Annotated in this window: 19 protein-coding genes; 8 read left to right on the top strand and 11 right to left on the bottom strand. The window is 41.5% G+C overall.

Annotated features, from left to right (window positions below; all coding sequences use genetic code 11):
• Window positions 1-59 precede the first annotated feature (59 nt).
• From PSH48_RS15365 to PSH48_RS21195, 3 genes are read left to right on the top strand one after another with little or no spacing between them, the layout of a single operon-like run.
• Window positions 60-569, top strand: coding sequence for a mannitol operon repressor (locus PSH48_RS15365; protein WP_029773066.1), 510 nt, complete (start codon window positions 60-62; stop codon window positions 567-569).
• 9 nt (window positions 570-578) lie between these two features.
• A complete protein-coding gene (locus PSH48_RS15360; protein WP_273611824.1) occupies window positions 579-1,043 on the top strand; it encodes a hypothetical protein in 465 nt (154 codons plus the stop codon).
• Window positions 1,037-1,324 (top strand): HNH endonuclease, encoded by a 288-nt coding sequence (locus tag PSH48_RS21195; protein ID WP_337946952.1) that lies wholly within the window; start codon window positions 1,037-1,039, stop codon window positions 1,322-1,324. The genes PSH48_RS15360 and PSH48_RS21195 overlap by 7 nt, the downstream gene beginning before the upstream one ends.
• Window positions 1,325-1,417: 93 nt before the next feature.
• On the opposite strand, the gene PSH48_RS15350 is transcribed toward PSH48_RS21195, so the two are convergent.
• The 9 genes from PSH48_RS15350 to PSH48_RS15310 all read right to left on the bottom strand — a co-directional run bounded on the left by PSH48_RS15350 (window position 1,418) and on the right by PSH48_RS15310 (window position 11,887).
• On the bottom strand, window positions 1,418-3,307 hold the full coding sequence (locus PSH48_RS15350; RefSeq protein ID WP_138611257.1) for a monovalent cation:proton antiporter-2 (CPA2) family protein: 1,890 nt from the start codon (window positions 3,305-3,307) through the stop codon (window positions 1,418-1,420).
• 95 nt (window positions 3,308-3,402) lie between these two features.
• Window positions 3,403-4,296 carry a DUF4097 family beta strand repeat-containing protein gene (locus PSH48_RS15345; RefSeq protein ID WP_029773069.1) on the bottom strand — a complete coding sequence of 298 codons (894 nt, stop codon included), beginning with the start codon at window positions 4,294-4,296 and terminating at the stop codon, window positions 3,403-3,405.
• Between the two features lie 206 nt (window positions 4,297-4,502).
• Window positions 4,503-7,031, bottom strand: a complete 2,529-nt coding sequence (locus PSH48_RS15340) for a TonB-dependent receptor plug domain-containing protein (RefSeq protein ID WP_054983880.1) — start codon at window positions 7,029-7,031, stop codon at window positions 4,503-4,505.
• A 280-nt stretch (window positions 7,032-7,311) separates the two neighbouring features.
• Window positions 7,312-8,157: a DUF4198 domain-containing protein gene (locus PSH48_RS15335; protein ID WP_024033999.1), complete on the bottom strand. Its 846-nt coding sequence runs from the start codon at window positions 8,155-8,157 to the stop codon at window positions 7,312-7,314.
• A 34-nt stretch (window positions 8,158-8,191) separates the two neighbouring features.
• Window positions 8,192-8,701: a DUF2271 domain-containing protein gene (locus PSH48_RS15330; protein WP_004586015.1), complete on the bottom strand. Its 510-nt coding sequence runs from the start codon at window positions 8,699-8,701 to the stop codon at window positions 8,192-8,194.
• Entirely contained in the window at window positions 8,701-9,333 is a 633-nt protein-coding gene (locus tag PSH48_RS15325) for a PepSY-associated TM helix domain-containing protein (protein ID WP_029773070.1), read from the bottom strand. Before PSH48_RS15325 ends, PSH48_RS15330 begins: the two co-directional genes overlap by 1 nt.
• A gap of 122 nt (window positions 9,334-9,455) precedes the next feature.
• On the bottom strand, window positions 9,456-9,854 hold the full coding sequence (locus tag PSH48_RS15320; protein WP_024033997.1) for a YbaN family protein: 399 nt from the start codon (window positions 9,852-9,854) through the stop codon (window positions 9,456-9,458).
• 128 nt (window positions 9,855-9,982) lie between these two features.
• Window positions 9,983-11,302, bottom strand: a complete 1,320-nt coding sequence (locus PSH48_RS15315; protein ID WP_024033996.1) for a hypothetical protein — start codon at window positions 11,300-11,302, stop codon at window positions 9,983-9,985.
• A gap of 102 nt (window positions 11,303-11,404) precedes the next feature.
• Window positions 11,405-11,887 carry a MarR family winged helix-turn-helix transcriptional regulator gene (locus tag PSH48_RS15310; RefSeq protein ID WP_004586011.1) on the bottom strand — a complete coding sequence of 161 codons (483 nt, stop codon included), beginning with the start codon at window positions 11,885-11,887 and terminating at the stop codon, window positions 11,405-11,407.
• Window positions 11,888-12,419: 532 nt separating this feature from the next.
• Here PSH48_RS15310 and PSH48_RS15305 point away from each other — a divergent pair.
• The 4 genes from PSH48_RS15305 (at window position 12,420) to PSH48_RS15290 (ending at window position 18,398) form a co-directional block, all read left to right on the top strand.
• The gene (locus tag PSH48_RS15305) at window positions 12,420-13,280 is read left to right on the top strand and encodes a D-hexose-6-phosphate mutarotase (RefSeq protein ID WP_029773071.1); all 861 of its coding nucleotides are present in this window, start codon (window positions 12,420-12,422) and stop codon (window positions 13,278-13,280) included.
• Between the two features lie 21 nt (window positions 13,281-13,301).
• The gene (locus tag PSH48_RS15300; protein WP_029773072.1) at window positions 13,302-13,835 is read left to right on the top strand and encodes a PH domain-containing protein; all 534 of its coding nucleotides are present in this window, start codon (window positions 13,302-13,304) and stop codon (window positions 13,833-13,835) included.
• Complete coding sequence (locus tag PSH48_RS15295) at window positions 13,828-15,372, top strand: PH domain-containing protein (protein ID WP_029773073.1); 1,545 nt, start codon at window positions 13,828-13,830, stop codon at window positions 15,370-15,372. The genes PSH48_RS15300 and PSH48_RS15295 overlap by 8 nt, the downstream gene beginning before the upstream one ends.
• Window positions 15,373-15,578: 206 nt before the next feature.
• On the top strand, window positions 15,579-18,398 hold the full coding sequence (locus tag PSH48_RS15290; RefSeq protein ID WP_029773074.1) for a TolB family protein: 2,820 nt from the start codon (window positions 15,579-15,581) through the stop codon (window positions 18,396-18,398).
• A gap of 84 nt (window positions 18,399-18,482) precedes the next feature.
• Here PSH48_RS15290 and PSH48_RS15285 read toward each other — a convergent pair whose 3' ends face one another.
• Both PSH48_RS15285 and PSH48_RS15280 read right to left on the bottom strand, forming a co-directional pair.
• Complete coding sequence (locus tag PSH48_RS15285) at window positions 18,483-19,628, bottom strand: tetratricopeptide repeat protein (RefSeq protein WP_138611254.1); 1,146 nt, start codon at window positions 19,626-19,628, stop codon at window positions 18,483-18,485.
• Window positions 19,629-19,676: 48 nt separating this feature from the next.
• The gene (locus PSH48_RS15280; protein ID WP_029773075.1) at window positions 19,677-20,810 is read right to left on the bottom strand and encodes a PepSY-associated TM helix domain-containing protein; all 1,134 of its coding nucleotides are present in this window, start codon (window positions 20,808-20,810) and stop codon (window positions 19,677-19,679) included.
• A gap of 364 nt (window positions 20,811-21,174) precedes the next feature.
• Here PSH48_RS15280 and PSH48_RS15275 point away from each other — a divergent pair, with 364 nt between their 5' ends.
• Window positions 21,175-21,789: a PQ-loop domain-containing transporter gene (locus PSH48_RS15275; protein ID WP_029773076.1), complete on the top strand. Its 615-nt coding sequence runs from the start codon at window positions 21,175-21,177 to the stop codon at window positions 21,787-21,789.
• The last annotated feature ends 2 nt before the right edge of the window (window positions 21,790-21,791 follow it).

Here is a 21,791-nt window from a genome sequence, read left to right as displayed (position 1 = left end):
GCTCCTCGTGTAGATAGTAACATTTCTTTTAGTAAAAAATTAAGACCTGGAGGTTTTTTGTGAGTTTAGAGCCTGAGCATAAAGAGTTTTCAGAGTTTTTCTCTGAGTTTAATAAAGAGAGTGATAGGGGAGCTGCACTAAATGCAGCAGCATTAATCGACGAATGGCTTCAAAATATCTTAACAAGCTTTTTGGTTGAAAATAAATCAGCCAAAAAATTGGTTAATGGTTTTAATGCGCCTTTAGGTGATTTATCTTCTAGAGCAGTTGCCGCACATGCTTTAGGTCTTATTCAAGACAATGAATCTCACGAAATTAACTTAATAAGAAAAATTCGCAATGAATTTGGACATAAATGGAAAGATATTAGTTTTGAAAATCATAAAGTGGCGAGCTTAACACGGGAGTTGCCATGGGGTGGTCCTTCAGAATTAGAAGAGGGCTCAACAAATCGTCAGCGCTTTAACTTTGCGACTTCTATTTTGTTAATGGATTTAATCTGGCGAGCAAGGCTCGCAACACAAGAGAAAAGGGTGTCGAAGATGTGGCCAAATAAATCGCGTAAATAGGATGTAAAGATGAATAAAAACAATGCTATATCACTTATCAATAGAGAAAATAAGAGAGTCCCTCTTACTGCGAAAAATACTCACTGGGCGAATCTATCTGTCTACGGGGGACAGAATGGGTGGTGGTTAAACGTACCTTTTAATAAGTTTAAAGAAAACCTGTTCTTTGTTCTAAATAATGTACACTCTGGACAAATGCTTTTGATTGATATCCCTTCAAACTCTATTACTAACCCTAAATCTCAATTTAGAAATAAAAGAAATACTGCAGATATTTTTATTTCTGCACAAAGCGCCCAAAATCTAAGTGACGCTGATCAATTAATAGATATACAGTCGAATGGGGCAGGGTATGATTTTTCCACATTCTATGTGGAAGTGCTTGAACATTTCAGTGATATAGGACACTTAGATAACCTTTACCCCGAAGAGGTTTCAAATGAACTTAAAGAAGGCAGCAAAAAACTATTATAGTTAATTCCTATGAGAGAAACTTAAAAGCAAGAAGCGAGTGTATTAAAGAGTACGGAGTAAGTTGTACTGTATGTGGGTTTAACTTTGAGGAAACCTACGGTAAAAGAGGTAAAGGATTTATTCATGTCCATCATATAGTCCCGATTTCAGATATAGGTGATGAATATCAAGTTGATCCAATAAGGGACTTGCGACCAGTATGTCCTAATTGTCATGCCATGCTACATAGGAAAGGAAATATAAGTATTAAGGAGCTACTAAGCGAAATAATATCTAACTAATAACTCCCATAGAAAAGTGATAGTGGTACTAGTGTTTTTAGTTATAAACAAACATTTACCACCTATTAAAAGTATCACCCCACCCGCCCGACACTACTCCAAATGAGAATCATCAGGCTTTTTAGGTCTATCAGCTAGCTCTGTTAGGCCGTCTTCACAGTCGCCGCTGTCGCAGGTATTTAAATCACTTTGTGCCTGCTTATCTTGTTGCAGTACTTGTTTTAAATCTTCCATACGTTGGCGCACGGCTACACCGTAGCTGGCGTCGTCGCCCCACAGTTCGGCAAGTTGCAGTACGGCAGCGCGGTCGTGGTCTCTAAATAGTTTTCCGGCGCGCTGGGCATCTTCTTTATTGTTACCTAATAGCTCTAATGCATCTACCGCTAGGTTAATGGCGGAGTCGACCGTTTCGCGGTTAAAGGCATCTACTTTTAAATTAAGTAATTGATAGGCGTGGCGGCGGTCGATAGCGCGGGCAACAATTTTAAGCTGCGGGTAGTTTTTATGTGCAAGCTTAATAATCTCGAGGGTTTTGTCTGCATCGTCTATTGCTACAATTAGCATTTGTGCGGTGTGCGCGCCTGCGGCTTCTAGCAGCTCTTGGCGGGCAGCATCACCATAAAATACGGTATTGCCAAAGCGGCGTAGGAGTTCTATTTGGCTAGGGCTGTGATCAAGTACAGTAATGTCGTAGCCTTGGGCGTGTAATAAGCGCCCCATAATTTGCCCAAAGCGCCCGTAGCCTGCAATTATAACGTGTTTAGCGCTGCTAATTTGCTCGGGCTTGTCAAACTCGGGCGCGCTGTTACTGGTGCGTTTTTGTAGCTGCTCGTAAGCCATTAATAACAGTGGCGCAACCAACATTGAAACAGCCACCACTAACGTCACGAGGCTTGTTTGCTCTGGCGTTAATATGCTTAATGTAGTGGTTACACTTAAAAGTACAAAGGCAAATTCGCCGCCTTGTGCCAGCGCTAAGGCAAATAGTAAACGCTGCTTTTTACTAATATTAAAGGTGATAGCAAGGGCAAATAAAATACAGGCTTTTACTACAATAAGCAGCGCAACGAGTGCAATAACGGTTGTAAATTCATCCGCTAATAATTCAAAGTTGATTGATGCGCCAACAGTGATAAAAAACAGCCCTAACAGTAGGCCTTTAAAGGGTTCTATATCGGCTTCTAGCTCGTGTCTAAACTCGCTTTCGGCAAGGACTACACCGGCTAAAAATGTACCGAGTGCTGGAGATAAACCAATACTTTGCATCACAAGGGCAATAGCCACCACTAAAAACAGCGCAAAAATAGTAAATATTTCACGCATGTGGGTTTGTGCTATGTATCTAAATAACGGCGCCGACACATATTTTCCGCCGGCAATAATAGCGGCGATAACCGCTACCGATACGCCAACTTGCTGCCATACCGGCCAGCTTGCAATAATGGAGTCGCTAATGTCTTTGGAGCTACTTTGCGGCGCAAAAGCCAGTAGTGGTAGGAGCGCTAAAATAGGAATAATGGCGATGTCTTGAAACAGCAAAACCGAGAATGCATTTTGCCCGGCTTCTTGCTTTAGCCAGCCTTTTTCTTCAAGGCTTTGCAGTACAATAGCGGTTGATGACAGCGCCAGCATTAAGCCAATGGCGAGGGCGGTTTGCCAATGCATGGTAAAAACCCAATAACAAAACGCAAAAATAGCCGCGGCGGTAAGTACGACCTGTAAGCCGCCAAGCCCTAATATTGAATGGCGAAGCTTCCATAAACGGGCTGGTTGTAGCTCAAGGCCAACCAAAAACAGCATCATCACTACGCCAAACTCGGCAAAGTGCATTACATCTGTTTGATCGCCCACAATACCCAGGGCGTAAGGGCCAATTAGTATGCCCGCAATTAAATAACCAAGTACCGAGCCAAGTCCCACTCGCTTGGCGATAGGTACAGCCACTATGGCCGCCGCTAAGTAAATTAAAGCTATTTCTAACACGCGTATATCCTAATAGTATCAAGGCTTTTAGCATGGCTTAGTGGCTTTAAAAATACAATGGGTCATGTGGCTGAAAATGGATCATTTAGTCATAATTAATCGGCTACTTTTACAGGGCCGTTAATGTTATCAATGCTTACATCGCCTGAGCCCGACTCGGTAATGGTAAGCCCCATAGCGTGGTTTACACGAATATTGCCCGAACCATCTTCAATGGTTACGCTTGCTTGCACGTGCTCAATGACTAAATCGCCAGAGTTATCGTCTACATCAACCGCACCATTAATATTATTAATGGCCATGCTGCCTGAGCCGTCTTCAACAGTTAAGGTGCCGCGCACATTGCTAATGCGCATATCACCCGAGCCATCATCAACTACGGCGTTGCCGCTAACATTATTAATATTTACGCTGCCAGAGCCGTCGGTAAGCGCTAAGTTACCGGTGATGTTTTCAAGGGTTATATCGCCTGAGCCATCTTCAATAGTAAGGTTTTTAGCGCTGTTGATAGATAAGCTACCTGAGCCGTCTTCTATATCTATATTATTTTGCATGGCGCTTATTGCAATGCCGCCAGAGCCATCATCAATATCGAGCATTAAATTACTTGGCACGGTAACCACTAAATCAATGTGTGGCGATTGGCCGCTGTAAAAACGCATACCGCTGGCAGTATTATTGTTAGCAACTAAGGTAGCTTGTTTGCCATTTTGCTCAAGGGTGAGTGTGTATTCGTCTTCAATGTCGGCGGTAAAAATTGTGGCATCTACACTTATGCTGGTGGCATTGGGCGAGCCTTTTATTTCAAGAGAGCCTGCACCGCTTAATACGTTTAAGTATTCTAGGTTATTACTTGGCAGTGATAACTGCTGAGTTTGTTTTACTGAGGCAACGCTTGGCGATATATGAAACACACAGCCGCTTAATAATAAAATGCCGCCAATAAGTGAAAGTGGTTTTGTAATGTTAGATACAGTTGATGAGCTCATGTTTAGTCCTTTGTGTTTGTTATTTATGCATGTTTTGTATAAGGATAGTAGAGCAAAAACGAGACCAATTGTAAGCCATTGATTTTATTGGGGTGAGATGTGTTTATGAAAAGTGGATTTACTAATAAGTGGTTAAATACACTAAGAAGTAATTAAAAAAGGATGCACATGGCATCCTTTTTAAGTGTTTGCTTTTAGGTTATTTATTAAAAGCTGTAAGTAATATTACCGTATAGGAAACGCCCATCTAATCCGTACGGTGCATATGGCGTGTACGGAAATATTTGGCCAAAGTCAGAGTAACCAATGTTATCTACCGTTGCTTGTGGGTACTGATCGAACAAGTTGTTTGCACCTACTGCAAATTTCCAGTATTCGTCTGGACGGTAGGCTACTTCTAGGTCGGTGATCCATTTAGGGTCTATGTACTCATCGCGATCGGCGGTAGTTGAAATATCGGCCACTTCACCGTAGCGCGTTGCACGAAGGGTGGTTTGCCATTCGTTAAAGTTCCATACTGCTGATAGGTTCCATTTGCTATCTGGCGTGCCTTCTTCAAAGCGGCCTACTTCGCGGCGTGCAAATACAACGTAGTCATCGCCGAGTGAATTTAGCTCGCTTGGGTTGTCGTCTACGTGCGTTACTTCGGTATCGTTAAAGTTAGCCGCTACGTTTAAGCGTAAGTCACCTAAATCGCTTAAATCTAAGTTGTAGGTAGCAACAATATCAACACCTTGCGTGCGCGAGTCGATAGCGTTAGTAAAGTAACGTACGCTTTCTGTGTTTAGCTCGCCGGCATTTTGCAGTATTTCTACTACAGCATCGCCCTCTAGGTTTTCAGACAATACAATACGGTCATCAATATCAATGCGGTAGGCATCTACAGTTAGGCTAAAGCTGCCTTGCGTGTACATAAATCCTGCTGTTACGTTTACTGACTCTTCGGCATCTAATTGTTCAGCACCTAGCGCTTGCGCTGCCGCTGAATCGGTAGGGAATAAACCTACTTCAAACGGTTGGTTGTTCTCAAGTACGGTAGAGATTTGGCGGTACGAGCTTTGCGCAAGTGATGGTGCACGGAAACCTGTGCTAATTGCACCGCGTAGTGATAGGTTTTCGTTAATGCTGTAACGCGACGCAAGCTTTGATGTAAACGTATCGCCAAAGTCGGTGTAATCTTCGTAGCGACCCGCTAAAACAAGGTTCCAGTCTTCTGTTAGGTAAGTATCAAACTCAACAAATACCGCTACGTTATGGCGGCTTTCATCGGTTACGCTTTCTGGGCCAAAACCAGCTAATACTTGTGCGCCACCGGCAGCAATTGGATTGCCATCGCTATCTAAAGCGGTAATGTAAGAGGCTTCTTCGCCTTGCTCAATTTTGTAGCTTTCGTGGCGGTACTCTGCACCTACAGTAAAAAATACGTCATCTGGCAAGCCAAAATCTAGCACTGTATTTGCCGTAGCGTTCACTAAAAACTGATCGTAAACCAATGCACCGTTGTCAAATTCGGTTGGGCTGTCGGCACCAAGTGATGTATTTATACTATTTACAACCCCAAAGCCAAAGTCGTTACGGCCGTAGTTGGTACTTACATCCCATGTCCACTCGCCAGTTTCGCCTTGCAGGCCTAGGGCAAATGAGTAATCTTGTACGTCGGTTTCAATTTGCGGTAAAAAGCCGTCTGGGTACACTTCTAACACGTTGCGGCTGTCTTTTGCACGGCGGTAAAAACCACCTGAGTTACCTTCGCGTTTTGAGTAGCTACCAAACGAGTACAGGTTATAGCCGTTATCAAAGTCGTAACCCATGTTGTAAAACAGTGCGTAGTCTTCAAGCTCTGCTTTACCAAAACGGTGGTTGTAACGGTCGATAGTAAATTCGCGTGGGTCTAGGCTGCCATCTTCTAAGCGGTCGTATTGCTCGCGCGGGTCAAAGCCTGAGCGCTGCGTAGAGTCGTTATCACGATACTCAATTGATACGTTCACAAAGCCGTTATCTAAAAGCTCAAAACCAGAGTTTGCGCTGATTGTGCGACTTGCGCCGTCGTTTACTTCGCGGTCGGCGCCGGTATTAAAGGCAAGGTTGCCATCGGCATCTGCGTAGGTGCTCTCTAGCTGAGGTACGCCAGCCATTTGGGTGTCGTACTCGCCGTAGGTTACGCTTACGCTGCCGCCTTCTGAGGCATCTTTAAGTACAATGTTAATTACACCGGCAATGGCGTCTGAGCCGTACTGCGCTGCTGCGCCATCACGTAGTACTTCTACGCGTTTAATGGCTGATGTTGGGATCATGTTTAAGTCAACAGCGGTAGAACCACGGCCAACAACACCCGCTAAGTTTAATAGCGCGCCAGCGTGGCGGCGTTTGCCATTAATAAGCACTAGGGTGTGATCGGGTGCTAAACCACGTAATACAGCCGGTTTTGCGTGGTCTGTACCATCACCCATGGTGGCGCTTGGGTAGTTAAAGCTAGGTACTTGGTTGGCCAGTATTTGGCTAATTTCTAGTTGACCCGTGCTTTGCATATCACCACTGGTAATAATATCTACAGGTACGGTACTTTCGGCAATACTGCGCAGGCTTCTGCGGGTACCGGTAACCGAAATCACTTCAATACTTTCTTGTGCTTGAGTGTCTTGTTCTGCAGCAAATGCAGGAGAATAAGACGCGCCAAGCGCAGAGGTAACGGCCAGGCTAAGTGCTACTTTTTTGGCTGATAATTGCTTTAACATGATGTTGATTCCCTTAAGGGCTGCTGACTATTGATTTTTCAAAGGAGCGCATAATATAGAAGGCACTACCTGTGTGCAAAGATAAAAACTGTCTAAGTTATTCTAAGTTGTTAACAACTAAAATGACAGTTTACGCCCGCTATAGACGTTTAGATCGCTCGAGTTGCAATCTTGTGTCGAATGGTTGCGAATTCAAGGGGAGTGTGAGTAAAAGTTATTAAAAAGTAAAAAGGCCACGCGAGTGCTTGGCCTTTATTTATTTTATAAATTACGCAAAAAATTATTCAGGTGCTACTTCTAACGTCGTGAATAGAGCATAACGACCGGCATCTACGCCTTCTTCGTTTACTTTAACTTTGTTAGAGGTTTCGATTAGGTATAGGCCTGGCTCTTTCCAGGTTGTGCTAAACATGCCGTTTTTATCGGTTGTTACTTTTATTTCCCCACGTTCGTTACGGTAGCGTGTATCGCCTTTTAAAATGCTTACTTCAATGCCTTCGCCCGCTGGCTTGCCATCTTGTAGTAACTGAAAACGCGCTTGCTCGCCAACAAATAAATCGTTTGGATGCGTTGGGCCGCTAAGCTCAAGGCCTAAACCAAGTTGTGCAGGCTTAGAAGTACCGTTACGGCTTACAAATGTATCTACTGTAGATATAACTTTAGTTGTGGTTACATCTTTTGCATTGCTTGGTAATTTAGCTTCTGACTTTTTACCAAATACGCGCTTGCGCTTACCTTCTTCGTTTTTGTAGAAGGTCATGTACATCGGCTTTTGCGTCATGGCAATGTGGTAAGTGCCTTCTTCTTTTAGGCTTACCGCCGCTGAGCTTTTACGCTTTAGGTAATAAGCACGAATGGTCTCAGATACTTCTTCGCCGTTTGGTGCAAGGGCCATAAGTAGAGTGTCGTCGTACTCTGCGCCTTTTTCTTTTGGTTTAAAGGCTTTGTCGGGTGCAAATATTTCGTTAGAAATACTCGCGTCAATCATTACGTAGTGCGCTTTGTCGCCAGATAATGACGTGTGCGAAGGTAATAACCAGCGCCCATGTGCACTTGCCGATGTAGATACCAGCGCCGATAAGCTAAGTGCGCCAATTAAAGCCGTTTTTAATAAATTAATTTTCATTGTATTTCCTTAAATTCAAATGATTAAGTAGCAGCTACTTAGTGCTTACGGTTACAAAACTTGTCGAAAATTCTTTTTTACCTTCAATGGTCACTTTGCCAGCTTGCGATAAATCAAGCTCTACGCGGCTGTAATCACGGCCGCCTTCTTCGCGCACAACCTCAATGTTTAAAAGGTATTTGCCAGGCTTTACGGCATTGCCGTCTAAATCTTTACCTTGCCAATCAATGGTGTAAGTACCTGCACGCTTAGTTGCACCGCTTATGCCGTCAAAGTTAATGTCGGTTTTACCTGCTTTACGCCACCATTGGCGCAAATCTTTAAACCACTCTGCTTTTTGAACCCATAGCGCAAGCGTCGTTACGTGTTTACGCTTTGGCGTTTCTAGCCAAACAGCTACGTATGGGCGGTGGTAAGGTTGTACATCGAGATCGGGTAGGGTTAATTCAATCTCTAGCTGTGGCGTTTGTGCCTGCGCAGTTGTTTGAAATAATGCGGCAACCATTAATAGTGCTGCACTTAGTACCGTACTTACTTTTAACATTAAGACACTCCTTTAATTTGTGGCACCCAACATAAATAAATAACCAAAGGCGTTGCTATGCCTAAAACGGTTATCCATATTCCTGCTAAGCGTTTTTTTCTGTTTTGAAATAAAATAATCATCCCGGTGATTGAAAAAATAATCATCAATACCGCTGAAATATCAATAACCCAGCTCCACACGGCGCCACTGTGGCGGCCTTTGTGTAAATCGCCAATCAGGCTTAAAAAGCCACCGGTTTGGTAATCTAGGTTTAGCTCACCGGTTGTAAAATCAAGCTCTGCGTAAGCAAAGCCTGCCGGTAGTGGGTAGTCGAGCATAACCAGCGCGTCTTCTTTTTCCCACTCAATGCTTTTAACTTTAGTGAGCGCGTATTGCTCGGCAAAAAACGCTTCTATGTCTGGGTAGAGGGTGGGCAATGTATCTAGTTGAGTATTTGCTTTAGCCATTAACGCTTGAGGAATAGCGGTACTTACTTGGCCGTTGTTTTTGTCGTTTTTAAGCCAATCAACATGGTTAAGTACAATGCCGCTAACGCAAAATAAAATAAGCAAAAAAAACAAAGCTGTAGAAATATAAATATGGAGCGCACGGCTTGTGCTGTACAAAGCCCGCTTATTAATAAACGCCATAGAAACAGTAATTAAATTAAATTTAGAACATGATAATCATTTGCATTAACCATTACAAATTTACTTACTTAACTTTACATTAAATTTTTGCCTAAACGGTGTGTGCATGCAAAAAAGGGCGGTTATTTAGCACTTGGTGGGTGCGAGGGCCTTAAAATTAGGTAAATCATAACGGCTATTTCAATTACGCCAACAAGGTAAATAACCCAAACAGGGGCGTTTGAGTAAAGCAAAAATACAAAACCAATTAGCATACCAATCGCGGCGTAGCATTTTGCTTTTACAGGCACTACTTTATGCGCTTGCCATTGTTGTAAGGTAACGCCGTAGCGAGGGTGGTTAAGTAGCCAGTGTTCAAGCGCTGGTGATGAGCGAGTAAAGCAGGTAAGCGCAAGAATAAAAAAAATGGTGGTAGGCATAACCGGCAGCACAATACCAATAATGCCAAGAGCCACTAACAATAACCCAAGTGCTTTAAGCCATAAGTTTTTATAACAAATAAATACTGCTTTTATATTCACTTAGGCTCTTTTAAGTAATGGCTGTTAGTTAGGATTGTAGGCCAAATAGTTATAAAATCGAACCCTATAAACGCAAAAAAGGGCAAACTAAGTTTGCCCTTTTAAAATACTAAATATGTTTTACTTATTTAGAAGTAGTAACCTACGTTGATGTTAAAGCGACGTTCTGTGTCGCCATCACCTGCAACAGAGCCACCAATAAATGGCTGGTTACGTGCTTGAATAAAGTCAAAGTAAGTAAATAATGCACCGGCCGATACGCTCATGCCTGTTACGTTCATCCACGTATCTGGGCTGTCGTCAGACTTGTCGTAAATAATGCCGTAATCGTTATAAAATTGAACGCCTGTTACTGGGCCCCAATCAAGCGATAGGTCGTAAGCTACGTTAAAGTTGGTCATGGTTGCTTCGCTTGATACGGTATCGTAGTAATCAAACGCGCCAACTACAAAGCGGTTGCTGTTGTCGTCTAGGTCGTAGTCGTACTCGCCGTGCTGAAATTGAATATTCCAGTTATTAATTTGGCTATTTACATGAAACGCCCACGCGCCGTAGTTACCTGCACGGTCGTTACCGTCGTGCAAACCACCGCTTAGTAGTGATACGCCAATATCGGTTTTAGCGTTTTCACTGTGCTCTATTTGATACACTGTACGACCAGCAAAGGTATTGTACTCACCAAGGCGCGAACCTGGTGCGTCGTAGGTGCCTTCGGTTGTTGCACGGCTACCAACAATATCGTAAGAGTAACGTTCGTTAACTTCTGAGCTGCCATCAACACCGCCTACTTCATCATTTTTGAAAAAGCCGAGGTCTAATTTCCAGTTGTCTTTAAGTTTACGGTTTACTGTTACACCTAAATCAAAGTCATCTTCTAGGCCAACGTAGTAGTTGGTGCTAAAAAAGTAGCTGTGTGAGTTGTATGGGCCGTTACCAAACGGTACAGGTGCAATACCGGCTTGCGCTTCCCAGCCATCTGTAAATTCGTAACCTAAGTATGCATACTTAACAATAGTCATGTAATCGTAAAAACGAAAATCACCATTTACAGAAATGTCGCTAATTTCACCCGATAAGTTAAGGCGAAATACTTCAAAGTCTAAATCGCCGCCACGGTCTTGCGTGTCTTCATCGTAGGTGTTTGTGCTGTAGTTAAAACGTACGGCACCGCCAATTTTAATGCCTTCATCTTCTTGTTCAGGCGCAGCGGCGGCAACAACAACTTCTTTGTTGTCGGCCTTTTTACTGATCTCGGCAACCTGTTGTTCGTGTTGCTTGTTGATTTGGCTTTGCTTTGATTTTTCATCAGCAAGCTGCTGTTCAAGCAACTGCATTTGTTGCTTAAGCTGCTTTAATTGGCTTTGTAGTGTGTCGAGATCGGCTGCATGAGCAGTGCTTGCTGCACCGCCAAGCATTAGTGCTAGCGTTAATTTTGAGAGTTTAGTCATTGTTGATGCTCAGGTTTTGATTAAAAAATAAAAAAATTCAAGGTGCCCAAAGGCCCCTTACGAATGATGTAAGAACTAATTTAAATTTATTTTTTATTTTTTTTATTTATTTGGTGTTTGAGTTAACGCGCCTACCTCTAACAGAGGTGATGCGTCTAACTTATCAGCATCCATCATTGCTGCAACGCGTTGCATAGATGAAAGCAATAAACTTTGCTCCCACTCTGCAAGTGCAGAAAACTTTTCAATAAAGTGTTCTTGCAGTGGCTGAGGTGCTTTTTCTAGTAACTCTTTCCCTTGCTCGGTGAGGTATAAGCTCACTCGGCGTTTATCCATTTGACTACGAACGCGTGTTACAAGGTTTCTGCTTTCTATTCTATCAAGAATATTAGTTACAGTAGCCGGGCTTAAGTTAACATTCTGAGCGATACGGCTTGCTGTTATTCCATCGGTGTGCGCTACTTCTTGCATTATAAGCAATTGTGGGCCTGTTAAACCTGATGTTTTATTTAGCTGCTTAGAATGTAAGTCAATCGCGCGGATTACTTTACGTAAAGAAACTAATAATTCGTCATATTTTTGCATTTGCTTATCTCGTCGATGGGCCAAAGGTGTGCCGTAATCGCGAAATGTTACACATCAAATAAATTGAATTCAAATAATAAATTAAGCTTGAGCCCATGTTTATTGGTTTTTATTAGTTTGAGCAGAAACTAAAATAGTATAATTTTGTTTAAAACTTATTAAATGTTATTAGCATATTGTTTGCATTGTGGTGCGCACACTACGTATGTTGTGAATAATTGGCAAGTCTTATGGTTTAGACTTTAGTATTATACCCACCTGCATTAATACCTTAATAAATTTAACATGCGTTTGCCTAACCTTAGCCGCGGTTTTACTGCCCTAAAGCATGGCCATTATTTATACGCATTAGTGTTATTTATAACAGCTGTTATTAATTGGTAATTGTTTGTAAGTTAGCTGTGTATGTATTAATCGCCAATGAACAAATTATGCACGCAATGTTTAGTGAGTATAGCGTATACTTTGCACATGCATTATTGTTTATATGCACATGTTAAAAATCTTTAATATCAGCATTGTAGGGAAAAACATGAAATTATCGCCATCAGTTAGCATTGAACAAAGCGAAACCGGCCTAGAGTTTATAAAAGTTGCGAGCTCAAAGTGTGATGCAAAAATATTTTTGCAAGGCGGGCAAATTACCGAGTTCATTCCAAAAAATAACAAGCCACTTATTTGGGTCTCTAAAAACGAGACGTTTCAAGAAGGGGTGAGCATTCGCGGTGGTATTCCTATTTGTTGGCCTTGGTTTGGTAATCATGAAAACCAAGATTGGCCAGCGCATGGCTTTGCACGTACCAGTTTATGGCAAGCTGATGCAGTGCATGAAGATGATGAGCACATTACAATTAGCTTAAACTTACCCATGAAATTAGTTAACCCAACGTATTGGCCGCACCACTCGGCGTTAAAGGTTGAGTTTGTTTTGAGCGAGCAATTACAGGTGCGTTTAACAACCACTAATTTAAGTAATAGCCCTTTTAGCTATACGCAGGCTTTGCACAGCTATTTTCCTACCTCAGATATAAAACACACCCATGTAGAAGGTTTACAAGGCGCGCAATATATTGAATTTGGCGAAGGGCCGTTTGCGCAAAATGCGCCAGTGAAGTTTACCCGCGAAACCGATATGGTTTATACCCAGGCCGCTAAGCAGCAACACATTCACACCCCTGATGGGATTATTAATGTAAGCCGCGAGAACTCAAGCTCGTGTGTGCTGTGGAACCCATGGATAGAAAAATCTAAGCGTTTATCTAATTTTGCTGACGATGAATACCTGAGCATGGTGTGTTTAGAAGCCGCCAATGTGTTAGAAGATAAGGTGACACTTGAGCCTAAACAAAGCCATACGTTAGTTACTACAATCAGCTGGGCTAACAGTCAGTAAATAGGAAAGGTACTTAAAATCGTGTTTGATAATCAGCAAGTAATGGATTTACCTAAGCATAGCGAAATACAGCTTAACCCCTTGGCCGATAAAGCGTTACTACACGTGCAACTTAATTGGCTGGCGTTTTACATTCCTTTTTGCGCGGTACTGTTTGCTGTTTGTTACTTTAACGAAGCGTTTGCTAACAAAGCGCAAACCTACTTGCTGATAGGCGTGCCTATTTTAATATTGATTTCAATGTTTTATAACGCCCTGAGTATTAAGCTGCAGGGCTTTGCGCTGCGCAATCACGATATTGCGTTTAAAAAAGGGGTTATTTGGCAGCAAATAACTATTTTGCCCCTCGCGCGTGTACAGCATATGGAAATTCACCAAGGCCCTATTGAGCGAAAACTAAAGTTAGCCAGTTTAAAGTTATTTAGTGCCGGCGGGGTCAGTGCTGATTTACAAATAAGTGGCTTAACCCACGAGCAGTGCAAAAACATACGCCAATTTGTACAAAATTATCGCCAAGACGACACACCCGCGCAGGTTGAATTAGCAAATGAGTAATACCATTAGCGAGGAGCAAAGTAGCTCACTACATTGGCAAAAAGTATCGCCTTGGGCGGTATTGTATTTTGTGGTGTATTTTAGTGTGCGCTTTGTAAAAGACGGGCTTTTAAACCTGCTGCCTATGCTTGTGGTGTTTGTAACACAAGTAGAAAACAAGCTGTTTTGGGCGCAAGTTGCAGGTGCTATTGCGATAGTGACACTGCTAATATATTCAATTTTATATTACATAAATTTTAAGTTTTGCATTAGCGACGATCACGAAATTTTGCTTAACAAAGGGGTGTTTAAAAAAGAGCGCCTAACGTTAAAATTTTCGCGCGTGCAAAACGTTAATATTGCTGAGCCTTTTTATTTTACGCCCGTTAATTTGGTTAATTGTATTTTTGATGCCGCAGGCAGCGTAACCCAAGAGGCGGTATTGCCAGGTGTTACCAAAGCCTATGCACAGCAAATGCGTAAACAAATTTTTGCCTTTAAAGCGCAGCAGCAACCCGACGAGCAAACACCCTCAAGCGAGCATTTTGAAGCAGAAAATAGCTTACGTATCAGTAATAAAGAAATCGCTAAATTTGGCTTAATGTCTAATATGGCTATATTAGCAATGGCCGCTATTGCGCCTTTTATAAATGTGTTGGTAGATTTTTTAGAGCAGCAAATTATTGCTAAGGTAGAGGGGTTTTATCAGCAAGAGCTTGGTTTACTGGCAAGTGCTGCAACCTTTGCCATGATAACGCTTATTGCTTTGCTTGTTTTAACGGCTGTGATGTTGTCGGTAGGTATGTCGCTTATTCGTTTTTATAACTTTGAGCTTTACTTTAAAGGCCAAAAATTTAAACGTATTGCCGGCTTATTAGAGCGCCATCAGTTGTCTATGAGCATGGATAAAGTGCAATCTATAGTTATAAAACAAAACCTAATGGGGCGGTTACTAAAGCGTTTTACCGTTGAGTGCTTACAAGCAAGTAGCGGCGGTATAGCGGCGGGTGTGGCTGCTAAAAAAAATAAACAAACCTTAGTGTTACCCGTTTTAAATAGCGAGCAAGTAGATAGCGTTTGCCAATGGATTTACCCGTGGTTTAATAGCAAAAAATTGCAGTTTAACGGCGCAGAACCGGCCTTACTTTATAAAAACTTGAGCTTTTATGCCTTAATTCCAAGCGCTATTGTACTGTTAGGCTGTTACTTAGGTGACTTTAATGCCTGGCTTAGCTTGGGAGTATTACTTGTTTTAGCGGGATTAGTAACGCTTGCTTATCAGCGTTATGGCTATTATTTGCATGAAGACAACGGCCGTTTTTACATGGTGGTACGTAAAGGTATGATAGGTGTGCATTACCGTGTGTTTGAACTGTATAAAGCGCAAAGTGCACGCAGTATTAGTACCTACTTTATGCGCCGCGCAGGGCTTAAAAGCCTGTATATACAACTTGCATCAGGGTTTGCCTTTATGCCCTATATAAAGCAGCAAGATGCTGATTATATAATTGATTTTACTCTTTATCAGGCGGAGTCAACGCAGCGTAACTGGATGTAATTATACCAATCGACTTACATATTTAGCCTTTTTAGGTTGCCAAATAAAGCGTTAACGGCGTTATTGATTTTTCATGTAAAACAAGCCATTGCTTAATTTAAAAGCTTATAAATTATACACTTTCATAAGCTTTGTTACATTTTTTTACTGCAACATTAGTTGGTTTAATAATACTCTAAGTGGTATCAATCATTTAAAGGATTATTATGAAAAAATCACTCATCGCTGCTTCTTTGTTATTAGCCACACCTACCTTAGCTGCTGATTGGCAAACTATTCATACCGAGCACTTTAATGTGCATTACAGCACCGAAAACGCCGATTATGCTAAATCGACAGCGGTCGAACTTGAAATAGTACGCAGTAAAGTGCTTGAGCAGCAAAACCGAGCGCTCGATAAAGTAGTTGATGTGGTGGTGTTTGATCCCCTAAATGCGCCCAACGGCTTTGCTTTACCTACTTCTAATAATCCTTTAATGGCCCTTTTTACTACGCCCCCGCAATCAGATACGGTGGTTTCTAACATTAGTGGCTGGCAGCAATTACTGATATTGCACGAATATATTCACTTAGTGCATTTAGCGCAGCCAACACGCAACACGTGGCAGCAAAAAATACGGGGTGTGTGGGATATTTACGACTTAACTTACAGTGATATGCCGCGCTGGGTAGCCGAAGGTTATGCAACCTTACTTGAGTCAAAAATGACGGGCCGAGGGCGACTATTTGATAACTACACTGAGTCAATGCTAATTGAGTTTGCCCAGCAGGGGGCATTGCCTAGCTATAGCCAGCTAAGCGATACAGAGGGCGGTTTTATGGCTGGCTCTATGGCGTATTTAATGGGCAGCCGGTTTTTAAATTGGCTAGAGCAAACTTATTCAGCGCAAATGCTCGATGCTGTTTGGACACGTATGCAGGCAGTTAAAAAGCGTGATTTTAACGAGGCCTTTACTGGGATATTTGGCCAAAGTGCGGCTAAGTTATATGGCCGCTTTATTGCACAATATATTTATAAAGCTATGGCAAAAGAGCAGTCAGAGCCTGCGCTTAACAGCGAGCTGTGGTTAAAGCTTAACTTATATGCAAGCAACCCTGCGCTTTCAAAAGATGGCAGTAAACTTGCGATTGTTGAGCGCGATAAAGATAAAAAAACCAAGCTTATTATTTATAGCACGCAGGATAATACTAAAGCTGAAGATGAATTTACAAAAGCACAAAAAGCGCTATTAGAAAACGATGCATTGGATATACCCGATAACGCCCCGAGTGTATTTAAACGTGAGAAAAAGCACGTATTAAATCAAATAAACAGAGCGGGAATTGCTAATCCACAATGGGTAAATAACAGTACACTTTACTTTAATGCTTATACACGTGAAGAGACGGGTATTTATAACAAAGTGTCTGATATTTTTAGTTATAACACCGAAACCGGAAAAGTTGAGCAATTAACTAAACTTGCTGGCTTACGCCGCTTTAGTGTTACAAATAATGGAGAAACCCTTTACGCCGAGCAAGTACGTGGTGGCTACTCAGAATTAGTAAAAGTAGACTTAGCAACGCAAACCATTACCCCTTTATTTACTAAAAGCTTAAAAACAGCTTACGACTACCCAACTTTTAGCCCTGATGAAACCCAATTAGCTTATGTATCAGCCAATTTAAATGAGAATTGGCAGTTGTATATACAAGATATTGCCAATAATACTCGCCAAGCCGTGCCTATGCCAAACGGGTATCAATACCTAAGCCAACCCAGCTTTAGTAAAAACGGAGAAAAAATTTACTTTGTAGCCGGCTTAAAAGGCTCAACTGATATTTATAGCTACCATATTACAAGTAGCACATTAACTAAACTTACTCAGGGCCAAGAAGCCGTTGCCCACCCGCTAGAAACAAACGAAGGGGCATTACTTTATTTATCTATTACTGCTGATGGGCCTAATGTAAAGCAATTACCGAGTACGCTAGAGGGTGAAATAGTCACTGATTTAGCACTTGATAATAGCGCGCCACTGCTTTTGGTTGATCAATACACTTTGCCTAAAGCAAAAATATATAGCGAAAATGTAGGTAAACAAAGCAGCTACGATGTGCTTGATCAGCATGCGAGTTTAGCGCTAGGCGCACAGTATTACTCGGCCGCTACAAGTGCTTTAAATATAAATATTAAAAGTAGCGACTTACTTAAACAGTTAGATCTTCAAGCGGGCTATAGTGTTGATTTAAATGATGATGCTTTGCACGGTGGGTACGCCCAAGCAAAATATAACGCACTGCCAGTTAAGCTTAAATTGAGTGTATTTGATTATGATTTAAATACCGCAAAACAATACCAAACGAGCGAAAATGCAGATGTATCTGCGCGAGGTGGTTTTGCAGCCTTAAGTTACCCGATTAAATACGCGGCGTTTAGCATAACGCCAGAGCTGGCTTATAACTATACCGATTATAAGCAAGACTATAATAAATGGGCACGTATAGGCATTACACAAAGCTGGCAGTACGACCGCCAAGCATTTGCTATAGGGCAAAGTGTTAATGCCCAGTATTACGATGGCAGCAGTAAAAACAATAATTGGGATGGCTATGATTTAGCGGCCAAAGTATTTGGTAAAGCGTTTGATGTGCCGCTTTATATTAATTTTACTCAAAAGCAGCGCGATGATAGCAGCTTAGCGCTAGGCGGATTTAGCTCAAACCTAATTAGCGAGCATCAAAATAGTGAGTTTGTGCTTTCATCAGAGCTGCCATTTTATAGCACAACTGCTGAGCGCTACATGGGTTATGGCGGTGGTTTTAGCTTTAAAGAAGGCATGCCGTGGCTTTATTACAAACAGCATCAGGTAGATGATGCGGTATACGCACAAAGTTATGGTTTAAAGTATCAAGGCAATTTTAGCTTTGGATTAGGCCCAGCCGGTGTGAACGATTTAACCTTTAATATGGGATTATCGCGCGTAGAGGGCGATAGCTTTGAGGATGAAATGCGTGGCTGGTTTAGCTTTTACTACTCGCTTTAAGTAAATTACGATAACACGCTAATGCACTTGTGTAATAAGTGCATTAGCAAAAGCCGCGTTTAAACTAATTTAAAATACCTATGGTTAATTGTGCTTGTTTAGCGACGTAAGCTTAGCTTGATATACGTTTAGCCTTTCTTTATTGCGCTCATACTGGATGGCTTTTTCAAGCAAGCTTTGTGTTTGCGCTGTGTTACCTTGTTGGTAGCGAATTTTAGCCAGCTCTAAATAGAGCTCTGATATATAAGGGGCTTTTGCAATGGCAAGTTCAAGTTGTTTTTTAGCTTGAGTGACCTTGCCTTGATGTAAGTTATTTTTAGCAATAACGAGTAGCTCGTAGGGATCTATTTCTTTATCAACAAGCTGGCTTGTTAGGCGTTTTTCTAGTGTTTTATCTCCCAGCTCTTTTGCTAATATTCGATAGTTATTAATTAAATTTATACTTATATCGTTTCTATCAAGCGCGGTTTGGTAAATCATGTGAGCGCTTTTTAAATCGCCTGCACGGCGGTGCAGCACGCCAGCTATATTAAACAGCTCTGCATCGTTTGGCGTAAAGCGGTTGGCTTGCATAATTAAAGAGTAAGCCTTATTAAGGTTGTTTTCGGCTAGTGCCGTGGCCGCTAAGTTGCTATAAAAGTTAGAGAGTAAATCGTTATACGTAGCGCTGCCTGAATAAAAGCTGCCACGAGTGGGGAAGTAATCAATTAACGTGCCTGCGCGAATTATTACAATAATATCTTCATCTGTTTCTTTTTTTGGGGCGTAAATTTTCGTTCTAAAGTGGTTAGCAACATAAATTACATTGCCTTCTTTGGCATACACAGGTTCGCTCGTCATTTCTTGAAAGCTGGTTTCGAGGTTTAAAAGCTGCGCATAGCTTTGCGTAAGTATGGCTAAACTAATGCAGTTACCTTCTGAGCGTTCAATCGCTTGTTGGGCTGTGAGGGTGGCGCCGTCATACTTAAAGTTGGTGAGCTGGTTTTGCAGGTAATTAAAAATAATTTCATCAGCGCGTACATTGTTTAAACGCGAGTGTGCGTAGGTTAAAAACGCGCTTTTTTCAGGCTCCGACAGCTCAAAAATACTGTGCTCGCTAGGTGTTTTAACCTGCTCGAAAAGCGAGTGATTTATTATATGGGTAAGTTGTACTTTTTTAATTGGCGCTTCGGGCGGGGTGCTACTGCAAGCAGTTAGCAATAAACTAAGTGTAAAAACTAAATATTTCATATATCACCTCACTGTGATTTTTAACATTACAGTGAGGTGATTTTTTAATCAAGCACTTACAGTGCGGTGTTTACTTAAGCGGTTTTTTTGAGACTGTTTTTTACGCTTACGGCGAGTAAACCATAAATAAAAGCCAGTACCGCCAAGCCAAACTGGGCTTAAACCAATAACACACCAAATTATTTTACTAATGAGCCCTGCAAAATAACCAAAGTGTAGTTTTCTAAAGCTATCAATTACTTGCCAACCTACACCCACTTCGCGAATGTCCCAGTTAGCCATATGCTCGCCCGTTAGCTTATTGTAAGTCACGGTATTGGCATATTCACTGGCAAGCGGGTTGCTGGTATCAACCTCACCAAATAACGTTATGTTTTCGTCTGGCTCAAGCGGCATTACTAAAAACGTACCATTAAAGGTGGGTATTTGCTTTTGGCTGTCATCAAGTACGTGCTGAAAAGAAATCTCTTCATTGTATAAATCTTTAGTTAATACAAAGTGCTCTTCTTCTGCGTGTTCAATTACTTCGTGATACCACACCGCGCCGTTAAAGTAGCCGCCGGTGATGGCTAAAATTATAATAATTGGCGAGCCAATTACGCCGGTCATTTTATGAATGTCGCTAAGCACTATTTGCAGAGTTGCACGCCAGCGTACGCTAAATAAACGCTGCCAAAACTTACGATAAATAATAAGACCCGTAATACCCAGTACTAAAAAAAACACCGCAAAAAAGAACCCTAAAACAGTGCCAGTTTGCCCTGGTAAGCTTTTTAAATCGTTAAGTAAAAAGGTGTAATGTAAGTCTAAAAACCAGTCGGTAAAGTAATGGCTAGTACCTACTGGCTCCGATAAAATATTGCCCGTGTATTGATCTAAATGAAATTTATACCAGTCCTCTGTACCGCGTTTAATTAAATAAACCCGATCAGCAGTATTATCGTTAAATATTTCCCAGCTACCTACGACATACTCAGGGTAGGTTTTTTGAGTTTTTGTTATAAGTGTATCAATAGGTAAGCGGTTGGCTTGTTGTTGTACAACAAAGTGATTGTCTGGCATTAGTAAGCCGTCAATCTCGCTTTTAAATACCAAAACGCTACCAGTTATACTGATAACAAGCAGCGGAATAAGCGCTATAAGGGCTACCCAGCTGTGAATTTTAAAAAGTGTTTTTCTCATAGTTTATTTTTTGTGTAATTGCCACGGACCTGCGTATGATAACAATTATCAGTTCTATTTCATAGTTGTGCGATGAATGCACAATAATTGTTTTAGAGCGAGCCGATCTCTAGAGTAAAATGTGTTTAAGCTGTGGTGTAAGGTTGGTAACTTTTAAATGCAAAGAGGCTCTGGTGTTCACTTAAAGTAACGCTTTTTGTACAGCTATCTTGCCAGTGCCTAATATAGGTTTACGCTAATTTGTTGAGTAAAATGTATTCATCATTACAATGCGCGCTCACTTTAAAACCCTTTTAAAAACATATGTTTATTTATTGTTTCAGGCAGGTTTTATATTAACATTTAAGTAACGAGCGAGGTTGTTTTGGCGCACTATCTACCTATTTTGTCGGCTTTTATTTTAGTTTTTAGCTTTTTACCGCTATTGAGCAAAATTAGAAAGAATCGCAGTGTGTCGGGGTTATCACTATTAATGATGACCTTTGGTTTAGCGCAAAGCCTCTACTTTATTACCTACAATATTTATTTTGAACGCTACTTTATTGCTTTACCATTTTTTGTAACTGGAGCGCTAAGTGGTTTAATTTTATATTACTTTGCACGCTATAACGCCGCAAAAGCTGAACGTATACAGCTTGTGGCTATGCTTGGCTTTTCGTTATTACCTTTTTTATTGCTGTTAAATAAAAGCCTAGAAACATCATCGGTGCTCAACGCCCTTACATACGTAGGGCTGGTAATGAGCTCAGTGCGGGTTATGCCGCAAACGTATAAAACCTTACGCAGTGGCAATATTAGCAATTTAAGCGCCCGCTACTTTAGCTTACAGTTTGTAGCAGGTACCTGTGGCTTATTTGTAGAGCTAAGCAGTGCTATGCCCAGCACCTCGCATATTTTAATGTTTGTTATGCTACTACTTACAAATGCCGTGCAATTTGCATGTATGCAATATTATAAAATGCGCCCCGCAATGGCTTAACT

This window comes from Pseudoalteromonas sp. Angola-4, from assembly GCF_028599265.1.
In the GTDB taxonomy this organism is placed as follows: Bacteria; Pseudomonadota; Gammaproteobacteria; order Enterobacterales; family Alteromonadaceae; genus Pseudoalteromonas; species Pseudoalteromonas atlantica.
Note: the sequence above shows the minus strand (reverse complement) of the source record. Positions and strands in the feature narration are given on the sequence as shown.